11 protein-coding genes and 2 pseudogenes are annotated in these 14,805 nt (G+C 45.7%); 5 read left to right on the top strand and 8 right to left on the bottom strand.

Going from position 1 to position 14,805, the window contains the following annotated elements; genetic code table 11:
• Positions 1 to 112 precede the first annotated feature (112 nt).
• Complete coding sequence (locus FYJ57_RS00355) at positions 113 to 628, bottom strand: shikimate kinase (protein ID WP_154431104.1); 516 nt, start codon at positions 626 to 628, stop codon at positions 113 to 115.
• Between the two features lie 178 nt (positions 629 to 806).
• On the opposite strand from FYJ57_RS00355, the pseudogene FYJ57_RS16110 reads away from it, so the two are divergent.
• Positions 807 to 1,064 (top strand): annotated as a pseudogene (locus tag FYJ57_RS16110) (DUF6783 domain-containing protein); the annotation flags it as partial.
• Here the strand turns inward: FYJ57_RS16110 and FYJ57_RS16105 are convergent.
• Positions 1,005 to 1,355: pseudogene (locus tag FYJ57_RS16105) on the bottom strand (DUF6783 domain-containing protein); the annotation flags it as partial. The pseudogenes FYJ57_RS16110 and FYJ57_RS16105 overlap by 60 nt on opposite strands.
• Before the next feature lie 29 nt (positions 1,356 to 1,384).
• Positions 1,385 to 1,627 (bottom strand): LysR family transcriptional regulator, encoded by a 243-nt coding sequence (locus tag FYJ57_RS15080; protein ID WP_205839873.1) that lies wholly within the window; start codon positions 1,625 to 1,627, stop codon positions 1,385 to 1,387.
• Between the two features lie 229 nt (positions 1,628 to 1,856).
• On the opposite strand from FYJ57_RS15080, the gene FYJ57_RS00345 reads away from it, so the two are divergent.
• Positions 1,857 to 3,233, top strand: a complete 1,377-nt coding sequence (locus FYJ57_RS00345) for an MATE family efflux transporter (RefSeq protein ID WP_154431103.1) — start codon at positions 1,857 to 1,859, stop codon at positions 3,231 to 3,233.
• 186 nt (positions 3,234 to 3,419) lie between these two features.
• Here the strand turns inward: FYJ57_RS00345 and FYJ57_RS00340 are convergent, their stop codons facing one another.
• On the bottom strand, positions 3,420 to 4,964 hold the full coding sequence (locus FYJ57_RS00340; protein WP_408636452.1) for an ASKHA domain-containing protein: 1,545 nt from the start codon (positions 4,962 to 4,964) through the stop codon (positions 3,420 to 3,422).
• A gap of 247 nt (positions 4,965 to 5,211) precedes the next feature.
• Between FYJ57_RS00340 and FYJ57_RS00335 the strand changes: the two genes are divergently transcribed.
• A complete protein-coding gene (locus FYJ57_RS00335; protein WP_154431101.1) occupies positions 5,212 to 6,402 on the top strand; it encodes a DNA polymerase Y family protein in 1,191 nt (396 codons plus the stop codon).
• A 146-nt stretch (positions 6,403 to 6,548) separates the two neighbouring features.
• Here FYJ57_RS00335 and gdhA read toward each other — a convergent pair whose 3' ends face one another.
• From gdhA to FYJ57_RS00320, 3 genes are all read right to left on the bottom strand, one after another.
• Positions 6,549 to 7,883 (bottom strand): NADP-specific glutamate dehydrogenase, encoded by a 1,335-nt coding sequence (gdhA, locus tag FYJ57_RS00330; RefSeq protein WP_022171013.1) that lies wholly within the window; start codon positions 7,881 to 7,883, stop codon positions 6,549 to 6,551.
• A 102-nt stretch (positions 7,884 to 7,985) separates the two neighbouring features.
• Positions 7,986 to 8,573, bottom strand: coding sequence for a flavin reductase family protein (locus tag FYJ57_RS00325; RefSeq protein WP_022171012.1), 588 nt, complete (start codon positions 8,571 to 8,573; stop codon positions 7,986 to 7,988).
• An 11-nt stretch (positions 8,574 to 8,584) separates the two neighbouring features.
• Positions 8,585 to 10,231 (bottom strand): putative manganese-dependent inorganic diphosphatase, encoded by a 1,647-nt coding sequence (locus tag FYJ57_RS00320; protein WP_277663728.1) that lies wholly within the window; start codon positions 10,229 to 10,231, stop codon positions 8,585 to 8,587.
• Between the two features lie 265 nt (positions 10,232 to 10,496).
• Here FYJ57_RS00320 and FYJ57_RS00315 point away from each other — a divergent pair, with 265 nt between their 5' ends.
• Together FYJ57_RS00315 and trhA are read left to right on the top strand one after the other, a co-directional pair.
• Entirely contained in the window at positions 10,497 to 11,435 is a 939-nt protein-coding gene (locus FYJ57_RS00315) for a S1 RNA-binding domain-containing protein (RefSeq protein WP_154431099.1), read from the top strand.
• Between the two features lie 320 nt (positions 11,436 to 11,755).
• Entirely contained in the window at positions 11,756 to 12,403 is a 648-nt protein-coding gene (gene trhA, locus FYJ57_RS00310) for a PAQR family membrane homeostasis protein TrhA (protein WP_106491151.1), read from the top strand.
• 132 nt (positions 12,404 to 12,535) lie between these two features.
• Here trhA and FYJ57_RS00305 read toward each other — a convergent pair whose 3' ends face one another.
• Positions 12,536 to 14,635 (bottom strand): alpha-galactosidase, encoded by a 2,100-nt coding sequence (locus FYJ57_RS00305; RefSeq protein ID WP_205839872.1) that lies wholly within the window; start codon positions 14,633 to 14,635, stop codon positions 12,536 to 12,538.
• Between the last annotated feature and the right edge of the window lie 170 nt (positions 14,636 to 14,805).

Genomic DNA, 14,805 nt, shown 5'->3' with positions numbered 1-14,805 from the left:
GATTTTTATGTTATAACAAATCAATGCTTTTGTAAATAAATTTTAAAGATTTCTTACCTTTTTGTTCATATTGTCCACTGAATTTTTCAAATAATTTTACAGAATATCGTGACTATTCAGTACCTTCACTGTTTAGTTCCAGACTGTCTACAATACTCTGTAAAGTCTCCTCTAAATTTTTGTTTTCCTCATCAATTGTGATATCTGCATATTTTTCATACAATACCACACGTTCTTCATATAAATCTTTTAATGTCTGTCCGTCCCGCAAAACCACTCCACGGTTTTTCAGGTTGCCCAGCCGTTTCCTCAGAGCTTTGTAGGACAATTTCAGATAAATGACCGTGGCGATCTCTCCAAGATGCTCCATAGCTTCTCTTCCGTACACCACGCTGCCTCCTGTGGCAATTACTGTGCGATTCGCTTCAATAGAAGCGTTTACTTGATTTTCAATTGCAATAAAGCCTTCGATACCCTCTTCACTGATAATTTCTTTTAATAATCTCTTTTCCTGCTTCTGAATCAGAAGGTCTGCATCTACAAACTGATAACCTAACTCTTTTGCAAGTATTACACCAATTGTACTTTTTCCAACTCCTGGCATTCCAATTAACACTATATTCTTCATATCTCTCATCCTTATCGCAGCTTATCATTTTATCATATTATCTTAGTTAATACAAGTTTTTATTCCTGTTTGTTATTCGAAAACAAACAATGTGCCCTGGCACATTGTTTTCATCATACCACAATTTTCCATGTAAGGGAACTTAAAACTCACGAATAAAGGATTCTACTACATCCGAATGTTCTTCATTTCTCCAGACCAGCAACACATCGGTGATCAGTTCCTTTTCTGCGATCGGAATCGGACAGATCTTTTCCGACTGTCCTCTCATGGAAGCCGGAAGAATCGCTGTTCCCAATCCACTGGCTGCCAGACTCATGGCTGTTCTAGAGCGTGTCTGAAAAAGGCTTTTCGTGAGCTGCGAGTCCCAGTTTGTGGGAGATTTTATCCGAATGAGGGCGGCGTAGCGGGCTACGGCAACCGAATGAGGGTAAAATATACCGCAAAGTGGGGCTTGCAGATTGCGGAAATGATTTTTCAGACACGCTCTAGCATCCTCACATTCATAATAAACATCACAGGAAAGACCATGTTTTTCAAAAATGGACAACACATACTTTCTGTGACGTTTGGAAAGGATCAGATGATGTCCGGCCAGTTCTTCCAGTGTCAGTTCCCGAAGACCTTCTTCTTCCTGTCCCTGCGGAACCATAGCCATTAATTGTTCCTGTCGCAGTAGTTTGGAACAGAATCCGTTTAAGGCGATTGGCGTACGAAGTGTAGTCACATCAAGGATTCCGTTTTCCAGCTCATCTTTCAGTGTAAAGGTAGATCCGTCATGGTCAGAAGACTTTCTGCCCGCACATACAGTGCTTTTCCAGCCTCTGTCAATCGGATATGTTTACTTCCCCGCGCAAACAGGCGTACCTGCAGTTCTTCTTCCAGCATTTTCATCTGGTAACTAAGCGGCGGCTGTGTCATATGCAGGGCTCTGGCCGCACCACTGATGGTTCCCTCATCTACGATTGCACGAAAATATTCCAGCTGTTTGATCTCCATAGTTCTCCTCATTTTTCTGTTTCCATATAAAAATATAAAAATGATTGTTTATTTATAGAAAAAGAATATTTTTCATATATTATAATATGTGCTACACTAAAAGCACAACAGTAATTTACTTATATTTTACACAGATGCATGACAGTAGAACAACGAATGTGCTTTCACATATTCCTGAGCCTGCGGCGGTTGTTTGCGTCGTCTACATCATACACAAAGGAGTTTTATCATGAAACAAATCGACTTTGAACATGGAAAAATCACCGATAACATTCTGCGGGCTTCCATTCCGATGCTTGTGGCGGAGGTTTTGAGTCTTCTCTATAACATTGTAGACCGGATCTATATTGCAAGGATCCCGGATGTGGGGACCACAGCACTTGGGGCTGTCGGGCTGTGTTTTCCGATCATTACCATTATTCTTGCTTTCAGTAACCTCTTCGGTTCCGGCGGTGCACCACTTTTTTCGATTGCGCGCGGAAGAAAAGATACAAAAGAAGCTTCAATGATCATGAATACGTCATTCTTTCTGATCTGTGTCTGTGCCCTGCTTCTGATGACGATCGGTATGATATTTGCAAAACCGATCCTGATCCTGTTCGGAAGTTCTGAAAGTGGTCTGATCTATGCGTATCCTTATCTGATGATTTACCTGCTCGGAACCTTTCCTTCCATGGTGTCCACCGGTATGAATCCTTTTATCAACGCTCAGGGATACGCCACTACAGGTATGTTATCTGTTGCGATCGGTGCAATTGCCAACCTGATCCTGGATCCGGTTTTTATTTTTGTATTCGCACTCGGCATCCGCGGTGCGGCGATCGCCACTGTGTTGTCGCAGACTCTTTCTGCAGCATTTGTTCTGTATTTTCTGCGGAAAAAGACAGAATTAAAAGTCTGTCTTTTATCCCGGAAAGAGATCCGTAACTGCCGGGACCGGGCAAAAAATATTATCAGTCTGGGAACTGCCGGTTTTATCATGCAGCTTACCAACAGTCTGGTAACGATCTGCTGCAACAATGTACTTTCTGTCACCGGTGGAGATCTGTATATCTCTGTGATGACGATTGTATCCAGTATCCGTCAGATCATTGATACACCGATCCATGCAATTACTGAGGGATCCTCCCCGGTCATCAGTTATAACTATGGCGCCCGCCGTCCTAAGAGAGTGTTCCAGTCCTGGCTCACCATGAGTGTGATGGCAATCCTGTATACCCTGCTTGCCTGGGGTGTGATCCTGTTTGCGCCGCGTTTCCTGATCGGTATCTTCAGTTCCGACCAGGCGCTGATCACCGATGCAATCCCGGCACTGAAGCTGTACTTCGGAGCCTTTGTTTTCCAGGCACTTCAGTATGTGGGGCAGACAATGTTCAAATCACTGGGAAAGAAGAAATTCGCAATTTTCTTTTCTCTGCTTCGTAAGGTCATCATCGTGGTTCCGCTTACTTACATCTTCCCGTATCTGTTCCATATGGGAAGCGACGGTGTCTTTCTGGCAGAGCCGGTGTCCAATGTACTCGGCGGAAGCGCCTGCTTCATCGTGATGCTGTGTACGGTAATGCCGGAGCTGAAAAGAATCGCGAAGGAAAATTCCAGCCATTAATTTACATAACTTCAGTGATCGGACTTCCTAGTAAATTTACAGCAACATTAATCAACCCATCATCGTTACTCCATAAAATAAAGAATGTATTTCTTTACAGAGAAGCATTTCCCCGTAAATTAAAAACTTCAGCAGGCACAATTGTCTTCCGTCTGCTGAAGTTTTTTGTTTTTCATTTGAATCTTCCTAATTCTGAATATCTGCTGCTTTTTCTTCTTCTCTGATCCGTTCCAGTTTCTCCTTCACCGTAGGATACCGCTCCAGATCGGTATGGGGAAGTGCCTGTGCTGCCACCATCGTGTTCAGGAAATCTTCCACCGTTGCAAACTGGATATATACCATTTTTTCCAGGATTTCCTCCACTTCTTTTGCCACACTGCGATCCAGCAGTGCACATACCGCACCTTCCAGGGAAGAATTGCCCGCGTGGATGATCCGATCCCGGTCCATATCCGGGTACATGCCGATAGCGATCGCGGATTCTTTGGACACATGTTTTCCGAAAGCACCCGCCATATAGAATCCTTCCAGTTCCGAAAGTTCGATCCCGGACTCCCGCAGCATGATCGCCACCATCGTGTACGCTGCCGCTTTTGTCCGGATAAATTCTTCGATGTCACTCTGGTAAAAATACAGCTCCGGTGCATAGTTCACCGCCAGCATCCCGTCTTTCTCCACGATCCATCGGCTTTTCTCCGGCTGTAAGATCCCGCGGATATCAATCCATCCATGTAAAAACAGTTCCGCCAGAAGATCCACGATACCGGATCCACAGATTCCTCTCGCCGTCTTCTCCCCAATCACATGACAGTGCAGTTTGCCATCTTCCAGTTTTACCCGGTCCACCGCGCCTTTCATCGCGCGCATACCCGTCTTTACCACACCGCCTTCCAGTGCCGGTCCCGCAGCTCCTGCTCCACATAACAGGAAATCCCGGTTTCCCAGCACAAGTTCTCCGTTCGTTCCGATATCAAAGAAAGCGTTAATCTTCTCTTTTTTATAGATCCCCGTAGCCACCATACCGCTGATGATATCGCCGCCCAGGTAGTTAGACTTTGCCGGATAAATGTAAACATATCCCTTCACCGGCAGTTCCAGATCTTTTGCCGGGAGAAATCCAGGCTGATCTGCGTGCACCGCATACGGGGTGTGAAACACACAGAACGCATCCATGCCAAGCAGGAAATGAATCATCGTTGTATTGCCGCCGATGGTCATGGCGATACAGCTGTTTTCCGGCAACTGCTGTCGTGCTTCCAGTTCTCTCACGCAGGTGGTAATACTGTTTACCGCTGCTTTCCGGAGAATCTCCAGCGTTCCACGGTCTTCCTGACAGTGAAAGATTCGTGTCAGAATATCCGTTCCATAAGGGATCTGCCCGTTAAACGTGCTGGTTTCTCCCAGAACCTTTCCCGTACCACAATCCACCAAACGCGCTACCACCGTGGTACTTCCAAGATCCACCGCCACACCGTAATGTGCCCCGGTGGTATCTCCCGCTTCCAGATCCACGCCATGCCACTCCTGACCATCCCATGCCAGAGAAAGTGTCACTTTCCACTCTGCCTCTTCACACAGCGAATACAGCTTTCGCAGCACCCGCAGACTTAACTTTGCCTCTGTTCCCTGTTCTCTTAATCCATCTAGAATCCGTCTCTGATCCGATCGGTTGTCCTCTTCCGTCGGAACATTCAGTTCCAGGTATATTTTTTTACTGATTCCATCCATGATTTGTCCTCTTTTTCTGTGCAGTCTCGATTCTTCTATTATTTACATGTCCGATAACACGTTTCGCAAAATATTACACTTAAATAGTAACTATTATACTTCCCTTTTTCCAAATAATCAAGTTATGGATTGCGTCAGAGACATAACTAACGTATACTTAATTTTATATAAGAACATATTTTCTGATAACAGAGGTGGATTATATGTTTATATAAAATGCGTTATTATATTTGCAGAAAGGAGGAAATTCATGGATCGCATCATTTTTCATATCGATGTCAATTCCGCATATCTGAGCTGGAGCGCAATTGATCTCTTAAAAGCAGATCCGGACAGTGTGGATATCCGGACGATTCCTGCGATCATCGGCGGTAACCGGAAGACCCGTCATGGGATCGTTCTGGCAAAGTCTCTGTCAGCGAAAAATATTTACCATATTCATACTGCGGAACCGGTGGCAAATGCTCTGAAAAAATGTCCGACGCTCACCATCATTCCTCCTGACCACGACTCTTACAGCCGCCACAGCAAACAGTTTGTCGGTTTTCTCCGCTCACTGACATCGGAGATTGAACAGGTCAGTGTGGATGAATGTTATCTGGACTATACCACAATTGCCTCCCGCTTCTCCTCACCCGAAGAAGGAGCCGCCTATATTCGCAACTATATTTACAGCCATTTTGGTTTTACGGTCAATGTGGGGATCTCTTCCAATAAGGTGCTGGCAAAGATGGCTTCTGACTTTGAAAAGCCGAACAAGACGCACACACTTTTCCCTGATGAGATTCAGAAGAAAATGTGGCCACTTCCGATCAGCAGTCTGTTCATGGCAGGACATGCTTCCGTAGCTGTTCTGCAGAAACTGGATATCCATACGATTGGCGATCTGGCTCGGATGGATCCGGCGATTCTCAGCCTGCATCTGAAAAGCCACGGAAAAATGCTGTGGGAATATGCAAACGGAATCGATAATTCCAGCATCGAAAGCGAACCGTCTCAGGCAAAAGGGATCGGCAATTCCACCACACTCGCCAGTGATCTTACGACCGCACAGGAAGCGTACTCTATTCTTCTGCAGCTTTCCACCAAGGTAGGGCACCGTCTCGAAAAAGCCGGTCAGTCTGCCAATAACCTGTGCGTGGAGATCAAATACTCGACATTTGACAAATACACCCGTCAGATGCCGCTTTCCTCCCCGACGCAGGATGAGAAAAAGCTGTACCACGCAGCCTGTCATCTTTTTGATACACTCTGGAACGGAAACCCGATCCGTTTACTGGGAGTTCGCGCCGGAAAACTGACGGATGCTGATGAACCGGTACAGCTCGATCTGTTCAGTTATGACCCGAAAGCGATTGAAAAAGAACAGAAGATGGAACGGGCGATGGATAAGATCCGGGAAAAGTTTGGGAAAGATCTGATTCAGAAGGGAATCCATTAAATATGCAGATCACCTTGCGAAATTCTGCCGGCTGAATAGTTATATTTTTCTACATGCAGAAATCCCCGTAGCGGATATTTGACGTCCACTGCGGGGATTTTCTGTTGTTTATTGTTTGAACATTATTTATTACTTGCGTTTGAAAATTAGCAGATACCCTGTGCTAACATAGCATCAGCAACTTTTTCGAATCCGGCAATGTTGGCACCTACTACATAGTTGCCTTCGAATCCGTAACGTTTTGCTGCATCATCCATGTTGTGGGTGATGTTGATCATGATGTTTTTCAGTTTTGCATCTACTTCTTCGAATGTCCAGCTCAGTCTCTCGCTGTTCTGAGACATTTCCAGTGCGGATGTTGCTACACCACCGGCGTTTGCTGCTTTACCAGGAGCAAAGATCACATTGTTTGCCTGCAGATACTGGGTAGCTTCCAGAGTGGTAGGCATGTTAGCACCTTCGCATACAGCGATGGTTCCGTTTGCTACCAGCTGTTTTGCATCTTCCAGATGCAGTTCGTTCTGTGTTGCACATGGCAGTGCCAGATCAGCTTTGATCTGCCATACACCTCTTCCTTCATGGTATTCAGCGTTTGTGCGAACTTTTACATACTCTGTCAGTCTTGCTCTCTTCACTTCTTTAATTTCTTTCAGAAGTGCTACATCGATTCCGTCCGGATCGTAAACCCAACCGGTAGAATCAGAACAGGTCAGAACTTTTACACCCAGCTGCTGTGCTTTCTGGATTGCGTAGATTGCTACGTTACCTGCACCGGATACAACTGCAGTCTTTCCTGCGATGTCGATACCATTTAATTTTAACAGTTCCTGTGTCAGGTACAGCAGACCATAACCGGTAGCTTCTGTTCTTGCCAGAGATCCACCATAGGTCAGTCCTTTACCTGTCAGAACTCCTTCGTATACGTTTCTCAGTCTCTTGTACTGACCAAACATGTAACCGATCTCTCTTGCGCCGGTTCCGATATCACCAGCCGGTACGTCTGTATCTGCGCCGATGTGTTTGCTCAGCTCTGTCATAAAGCTCTGGCAGAATTTCATGATTTCACGATCAGATTTTCCTTTCGGATCGAAATCAGAACCACCTTTACCACCACCGATTGGCAGTCCGGTCAGGGAGTTTTTGAAGATCTGCTCAAATCCCAGGAATTTGATGATACCCAGGTTTACTGATGGATGCAGACGAAGACCTCCTTTGTAAGGTCCGATTGCACTGTTGAACTGTACACGATATCCTTTGTTTACATGTGCCTGGCCCTGATCATCTACCCACGGTACACGGAACATAATAACTCTTTCAGGCTCAACGATACGCTCCAGCAAAGCTTCTTTTCTGTACTTTTCTTCATTTGCATCAATTACCGGACGCAGAGAATCCAGTACTTCTTTGACAGCCTGGTGGAATTCTGGTTCGTTAGGATTTTTAGCCACAACGTTTTCATATACTTCATCTACATAAGACATGTTACACGTTCCTCCTTAGAATTTGCTCATTGCTTTTTGAATACGCAGACATTATAGCATGGTAAAGTGTTAAACACAAGAAAAAATTTTCGTTTTTTCGACCTATTTCCTACTTTTTCGCTTGGATTTACGTTTTCTCACACTGTACCCGAAAGTACCGAGCTGCTTTCCTACACCATAGTACGTTCCATGGGAATACACCATCGGGTGTGCGCTGTTCAGATCAAACCGGCCATTTTCATCCATATAATCTTCGTCTGCATGAACAGCAACTACCTGTGCAAGAAACATGTGATGGGAACCAAGCTTCTCTGTTTTTACGACCTTACACTCGATATTCACCGGTGACTCCCCGATCATTCCACAGTTCACCTGGGAGGCTTCCACACAGGTCAGTTTCATCTCTTTGAATTTGTCCACGTCTTTTCCGGAACGGACACCGCAGTAATCGGTCGCATACGTAAGTGCTTCCGTAGTCAGATTGATCACAAAAACACCGCTCTCTTCGATCATATGATACGAATAGCGCTCCGGCCGCACCGAAATGGATACCATCGGCGGGTTGGTACACACCGTACCTGCCCACGCTACGGTAATGATATTGTCTTTTCCTTCGTTATCCCGCACCGAGACCATAACCGCCGGAAGCGGATACAGCATGTTGCCGGGTTTCCACTGTTGTTTCGCCATATATTTTTCCTTTACTGCTGTAATGCATTCATAAACTTCGGAATCAGCTGTTTCTTTCTCGATACCACACCTTCCAGACGACAGGAACTGTCTTCCACTTTCTCTCCGAATGCCTCATATACCAGTCCATCCGATCCCTCTCCATAACACAGAAGTTCCGTGGACTCCTTGATGATGTTGGTCAGCATGAAGAACACCATCTTGATTTCATGTTTGCCACATTCTTTTTCCATATACGGCATCAGGCGGTCTTTGACCGTCTGCAGTTCTTCCTCGGACATGAAGCTGATCTGTCCCACACCGAATGCCAGGTCATCCACAATAAATTTCTTATAATCCTGATAAAAGATTTCTTCCGGTGTCTTACTGCTCAGATTGCTTCCGGCACGGAACATTTTATTGGCAAAGCTTTCGATCTCGATCTTGGCGATCTTTGCCAGTTCCTGTGCTGCCTCTTTATCACGTTCCGTACAGGTCGGTGAGCGGAACATCAACGTATCTGACAGAATCGCTGCACACAGAAGTCCGGCGATATTTTCCGGGATCTCCAGATATTTTTCCGCGTAGATCTCATACATAATGGTTGCGGTACAGCCTACCGGCTGGTTGCGGAACATGATTGGCTGGAAGGTCTCCAGTGAACCGATTCTGTGATGATCCAGGATCTCCAGGATTTCTGCCTCTTCGATGTTGTCGACCGCCTGAGATCTCTCGTTATGGTCAACCAGAATCAGCTGTTTTTTCTTGATACTCATGAAGTTTCGACGGGAAACGGTACCGATGTATTTTCCACGTGTATTAACCACCGGGAATGCACGGTAACGGGTTTTCGTCATAATGTCTTTGATCTTGTCGGTAAAATCATCGCTCCGGAAGATCACCAGATTGTCTTTTTTCATAAAATACTTGATCGGAATACTCTGGTGGATCAGACGAGCCACGGTAAAGGAATCGTACGGTGTGGAAATAATCACCTGATTTCTCTCCTCTGCAAGTTTCTGGATCGTTTTTCCGACTTTGGCTCCCAGACATACGATCAGACAGCTTGCATTGGCTTCGATGGCACACAGCTGATCCTCCGCACGGTTTCCGAGAATAACCAGATCGTCTTCATCGATAAAGCTTTCCATCGTATCCGGCTGGGACAATCCCATGACCACTTTTCCTTTGATAAAGTATCCATGTTCATTACCCACGATGATCTGTCCATCCACAGTATCCGCGATACTCCGGTACTGTGTTCTTGCCTGGGCGAGCAATGTATTGTCATACGCATCCATATAGGATTTGGCGATGTCTCCGGTCGTGATCAGGCCTTCAACCTTGCCTTCTTTGTCTGTGATCGGCAGTGTTACCGCATTATGCTCCTGCATCAGTTTCCATGCCCGCTTCACAGACATGCTGTTTGCCGCTCCCGGTGTCTCATGAAGATCCATGTCTTTCACCTGGGTTCCCACATCCGGCAGATAACCGGGTGCCGGCACATGGAAATATTTCAGTACAAATTCTGTTTCTTCGTTGATCTGTCCGGCTCTCTTTGCCACATACGTTCCCTTGGTTGTTCGATTCTTGATGTCGGCATATGCGATCGCAGAACAGATGGAATCCGTGTCCGGATTCTTGTGTCCGATGACATAAACTTTATTATCTTTTCTCACAAATAATCCCCTAACTGTTGTTCCCGGCATCTGTCAGACAACTCTTCTGCCTTCTGCCGGAATCTGCTTGGTCTATAATTTCTGGTTTTTATCTTAGCATACTTAAAAAAAATCAGCAAACAGATTTGTTATCTTTCTATGTACTATTCCCCGTACATACAACCGGTATGTGTCGGAATCTTTCTATTTTCTGTTGCCAGATTCCGGGAAACAACGCTATAATAATAGAAACAGCAGATTCGTGCAAAGAAAGGATGAATATACTATGGCAGAAGAAGAAAAAGTAACAGCGGTTGCCGAAGAGGCAACTTCCATGGCAGATTATGAAAAGGAGCTGGAGGCTTCTTTTAAAAAGCTCGAAGAGGGCGATATGATCACCGGTACGGTGATCGCTGTAGACGAAGAAGAGATCACACTGGATCTTCGCTATTACACCGAAGGAATCATCAAGGTTTCCGATTACAGCAGAGAGCCTGGTTTTATGGTAAAAGAAGCGGTTCATGTGGGCGATGAAGTCACAGCCACCGTGATCGGCAGAGACAACCGCCGCGGCTGCATCCTGTTATCCCGCGTGGAAGCTAACGATGTGCTGGCATGGGACAAACTTCGTCAGTTAAAAGAAGACAAAACCGTGCTGAACGTTACCGTAAAAGGCATCGTCAGCGCAGGTGTCATCGCATATGTAGAAGGAATCCGTGGATTTATCCCGGCTTCCAAACTTTCCCTGAATTACGTGGAAGATCTGAACGAATACCTGAACAAGGAGATACATGTACAGGTTTTTGATGTCGAAGAAGAGGACAACCGTCTGATCCTCTCCGCAAGAGAACTTCTGAGAGAAAAAGCGGAGGAAGAAAGACGCGCAAAAGTATCCAATGTGGAAGTAGGTCTTGTGACAGAGGGTACGGTAGAAAGCCTGCAGCCATACGGCGCTTTCGTCAATCTCGGAAACGGTCTCTCCGGTCTGGTTCATATCTCCCAGATCAGTGAAAAAAGAATCAAACATCCGTCCGCAGTTCTGGCAGTCGGCGATAAAGTAAAAGTGAAAGTCATCGCTGTGAAAGACGGAAAGCTGAGCCTCAGCATGAAAGCACTGCAGGATGTGGCTGCACAGGAGATCGAGGAAGAGGTTTATGAACTTCCGGAGACAGAAGAAGCTACTACTACGCTGGGCTCTCTGTTTGCAAATATCAAATTATCGTAACCATTCAGCACCTTCACAGTTCTATCTGCCGAATAGTTACAAATCATCATTAATTTTGTTTCTGTAAGGTTTTATGACAGATATCTCAATAACTTGTCCCGTAAATTTCCAGGAGAACTGTCTCCTGGTGAAATTTACGGGATTTTTTTATGCATTTCCCGGTTTTGTTTTCATTTTCTTTCTTCTACTTCTTAATTTTTTCTCATTTTTTAAAAAAGTAGTTGTATTTTCCTGACAAAGTGTATATTATAATATCATAACGTAGTTTCAAAAACTACATAACAGAGTTTTTAATTTCATTTGAGATAGGAGTTGATCATATGACATTCAAATTAAAAGATCCCGGAAGTGCAATTACTCATTTTATTGGTATGATGATGGCTTTGCTTGCAACCATCCCTCTGTTGGTCAAAGCAGCCCGAGAACCGGACTGGCTGCACCTGATCGCATTATCTGTATTTGCTCTCAGTATGTTTCTTTTATATACTGCAAGTACCACCTACCATTCACTGGATATCAGTGCAAAGGTAAACCGACGACTGCAGAAAATGGATCATATGATGATCTTCGTTCTGATCGCCGGAAGTTACACCCCTATCTGTCTGATCGCTCTGAAAGGTCACACCGGAAAGCTGTTATGTATCCTGGTATGGAGCGTGGCACTGGTCGGAATCATCGTGAAAGCCTGCTGGATCACCTGTCCGAAGTGGTTTTCTTCTGTGATCTACATCGGCATGGGATGGCTGTGTGTGCTGGCATTCTCCCAGATCTTTCACGCACTGTCCAAACCTGCGTTCGGATGGCTTCTCGCAGGAGGCATTATCTATACCATCGGTGGCATCATCTACGCATTGAAAGTGCCGATCTTTAATGCAAAACATAAAAACTTCGGTTCCCATGAGATCTTCCACCTGTTTGTGATGGGCGGAAGCGCATGCCACTTTGTAACGATGTTTATGCTGGCATAAATCCGGAATATCCCGAAGAATTAGTGTCAGGCACTATAAAATTTTTATACATTCTGATTACAAAAACCCTCCGGGTATGATTTTACATCTATACCCGGAGGGTTCGTTATTCATTCTTCATTTTCTTTATCTTCAGCAAATTTCAAACAGTCGTGCACAGGTCACCTGCGGCATGGTTACCTGCAACGTTCCATCTGTAACGGCATACTCACAATCCCCACTTGCCGGATAGATCACTTTTGCCTCTGTTCCTGTAATGCCTGCCGCTGCAAGCAGAATCTCTGCCCGGTCTGCCCGCGGGGTAAATACTGCCAGATACGTTTTTTCTTCTGTCTTCACCGCATACGCCAGCACATCGTCTCTGGTGTCGGTAAATCCAAGTGGAAATACCGGAACGCCCACTTTTATATCATTTCGAATCTTTTTATACAACGCGATTCCTTCCCGCATCAGTTTCAGGCTTTCCTCTCCCATATCCCAGACCATACCGCTCATATACGGGCGCAGGAGCAGTCCGTTGACCATGTTGTAGATGACATGTTCCCGTTCGTCCTTGTAAGGATATACCCACATGCCTGCCTGTTCCGGTGTCACGGCACTTGCCACGTTGGATGCAATATAGGAGTTATAAATATAATCCGTCTGGTCGCTTGTGGACTGAAGACTCAGCAGTGTCAGCATGCCGTAATCCATACGCTGTCCGCCGGAGCCACAGTTTTCGATCACCAGATCCGGATGTTTGCGGAAGATTTCCTGATACCATTCGTACAGATACAGATAATGCTCCCGGATCGCATCCGCACAGCTGTCGGAATGCAGATCACTTCCGTATCCCATCGTCACGTTATAATCCACCTTGAAATATCCAACACCGTAATCTTCGATCAGACGATCTACCACATCCATGCAGTATTTGCGTACTTCCGAATTTCTGAAGTCCAGAAGGTATCGTTTGTTATCGATGTGGCGTTTTCCGTGGCGGCAGATAAACCAGTCATCCGGCAGTTTGTTTGCCAGTTCACACGCCACACCCATGACCTCGATCTCCAGCCACAGTCCCATTACCATGCCTTTTTCTTTCGCGTAATCGCACACTGCTTTCAGCGTGTTCGGGAAACGTTCCGGGGATTCTTTCCACTCACCGACGCGGTCCCACCAGAACCCTTTGTCATACCAGCCGCAGTCCAGACAGTAGTATTCACAGCCCATTTCTGCCGCTTTATCAATAATCGCCTTCTCTTTCTCTTCTGTAGGATCTCCCATCAGGCAGTTCATGTAGTCGTTAAATACAACGTTTAATTTTTCATCATCCTCGTTCGGTCGGCGGATCTTTCTCCGGTATCCGGTCAGTTCAGCCATCGCCTCGTTGACTCCACCGTCTGCCACACCGAAACCTGCCGGTACTGTAGTAAAGGTATCGCCCGGTTTCAGATTTTTCCACCAGCCGTGTTCTGCTTCTGTCGCACCGGAAAGTGCCACATACAGCCGTTCACCGCTACTCGGACCGTATTCGATCAGCCACTGACCGGAATGTTCTATCTGGAAGAAATATGTCTCTTTGCACTCGGTATCCTCACAGATGCCCATCGGCAGATACTCACAGGTTGACCAGGAGCTGTGTCCTCCATAGCAATACCGGTTCATGCCAAATCCCGGTGTGTTGAACCCGTTGATCGCCATGCCGCTCAGATTGATCTCCCGGCAGTCATTTTTTCTCCACTGACTCTCACAGTCCCAGCTGTTGTGCGGAGTATACACACTCGTCTTTTCAAAATACGGTTTTTCCCCGCTCTGGCAGAGTCCCTGATAGATAAAGGAAGAGACATATTCCAGACCGATGGCTTCGGTTCCCTCATTTTTCAGAACCGTCCATACCTGCACTGCCGCAACACCGGTAAAAAACTGCATATGGTACTCTGCCTTTACACCATATTCCGTCGCAGTGTGAATCACCAGTTCTTTTCCTTTTTCATTCTCCAGAATCTCATGGCTCTGATAGGTAAAATCTGTGGCTCCGCCGCTGACATTGTGCTTATACGCATGCATCCCGCGGCTGCCCCGTCCGGTCATCTGCACTTCGGTGATCGGATAAAAATCCTCCGTTTCCCGTTTTCTCTCCCGCACATCCGCCCGTCCTGCCGGATCAAACTGTTTCAGTTCCACCACTCCGTTATCCCGGATCTCAAAAATTACTTTTAATTTTCCCTCTTCGATACGAATTTCTTTTGCCATAGTTTTACTTCTCCTTTTCCCCATACATTTTTATAAAACAAGTCCATGTCTTTTGCAGACACAGGCTTTCACTCGTTATATACATAAAGAAAGACTGTACCCGAATTTTAGTTCTCAGGTACAGTCCTATTATACTACTTGTCTTTTTGATATGAAAATTGTTTTTTGTT

This window comes from Oliverpabstia intestinalis (assembly GCF_009696065.1).
Classification (GTDB): Bacteria; Bacillota; Clostridia; order Lachnospirales; family Lachnospiraceae; genus Oliverpabstia; species Oliverpabstia intestinalis.
The sequence above is the reverse complement of the archived record's forward strand: the minus strand, read 5'-3'. Positions and strand labels throughout refer to the sequence as shown.

Coding starts and splice junctions, on each gene's coding strand:
- FYJ57_RS00355 (WP_154431104.1), bottom strand. CDS start 628: ATGAAGAATATAGTGTTAATTGGAATGCCAGGAGTTGGAAAAAGTACA.
- FYJ57_RS15080 (WP_205839873.1), bottom strand. CDS start 1,627: ATGGAGATCAAACAGCTGGAATATTTTCGTGCAATCGTAGATGAGGGA.
- FYJ57_RS00345 (WP_154431103.1), top strand. CDS start 1,857: ATGAAACAAATCGACTTTGAACATGGAAAAATCACCGATAACATTCTG.
- FYJ57_RS00335 (WP_154431101.1), top strand. CDS start 5,212: ATGGATCGCATCATTTTTCATATCGATGTCAATTCCGCATATCTGAGC.
- gdhA (WP_022171013.1), bottom strand. CDS start 7,883: ATGTCTTATGTAGATGAAGTATATGAAAACGTTGTGGCTAAAAATCCT.
- FYJ57_RS00325 (WP_022171012.1), bottom strand. CDS start 8,573: ATGGCGAAACAACAGTGGAAACCCGGCAACATGCTGTATCCGCTTCCG.
- FYJ57_RS00315 (WP_154431099.1), top strand. CDS start 10,497: ATGGCAGAAGAAGAAAAAGTAACAGCGGTTGCCGAAGAGGCAACTTCC.
- trhA (WP_106491151.1), top strand. CDS start 11,756: ATGACATTCAAATTAAAAGATCCCGGAAGTGCAATTACTCATTTTATT.
- FYJ57_RS00305 (WP_205839872.1), bottom strand. CDS start 14,635: ATGGCAAAAGAAATTCGTATCGAAGAGGGAAAATTAAAAGTAATTTTT.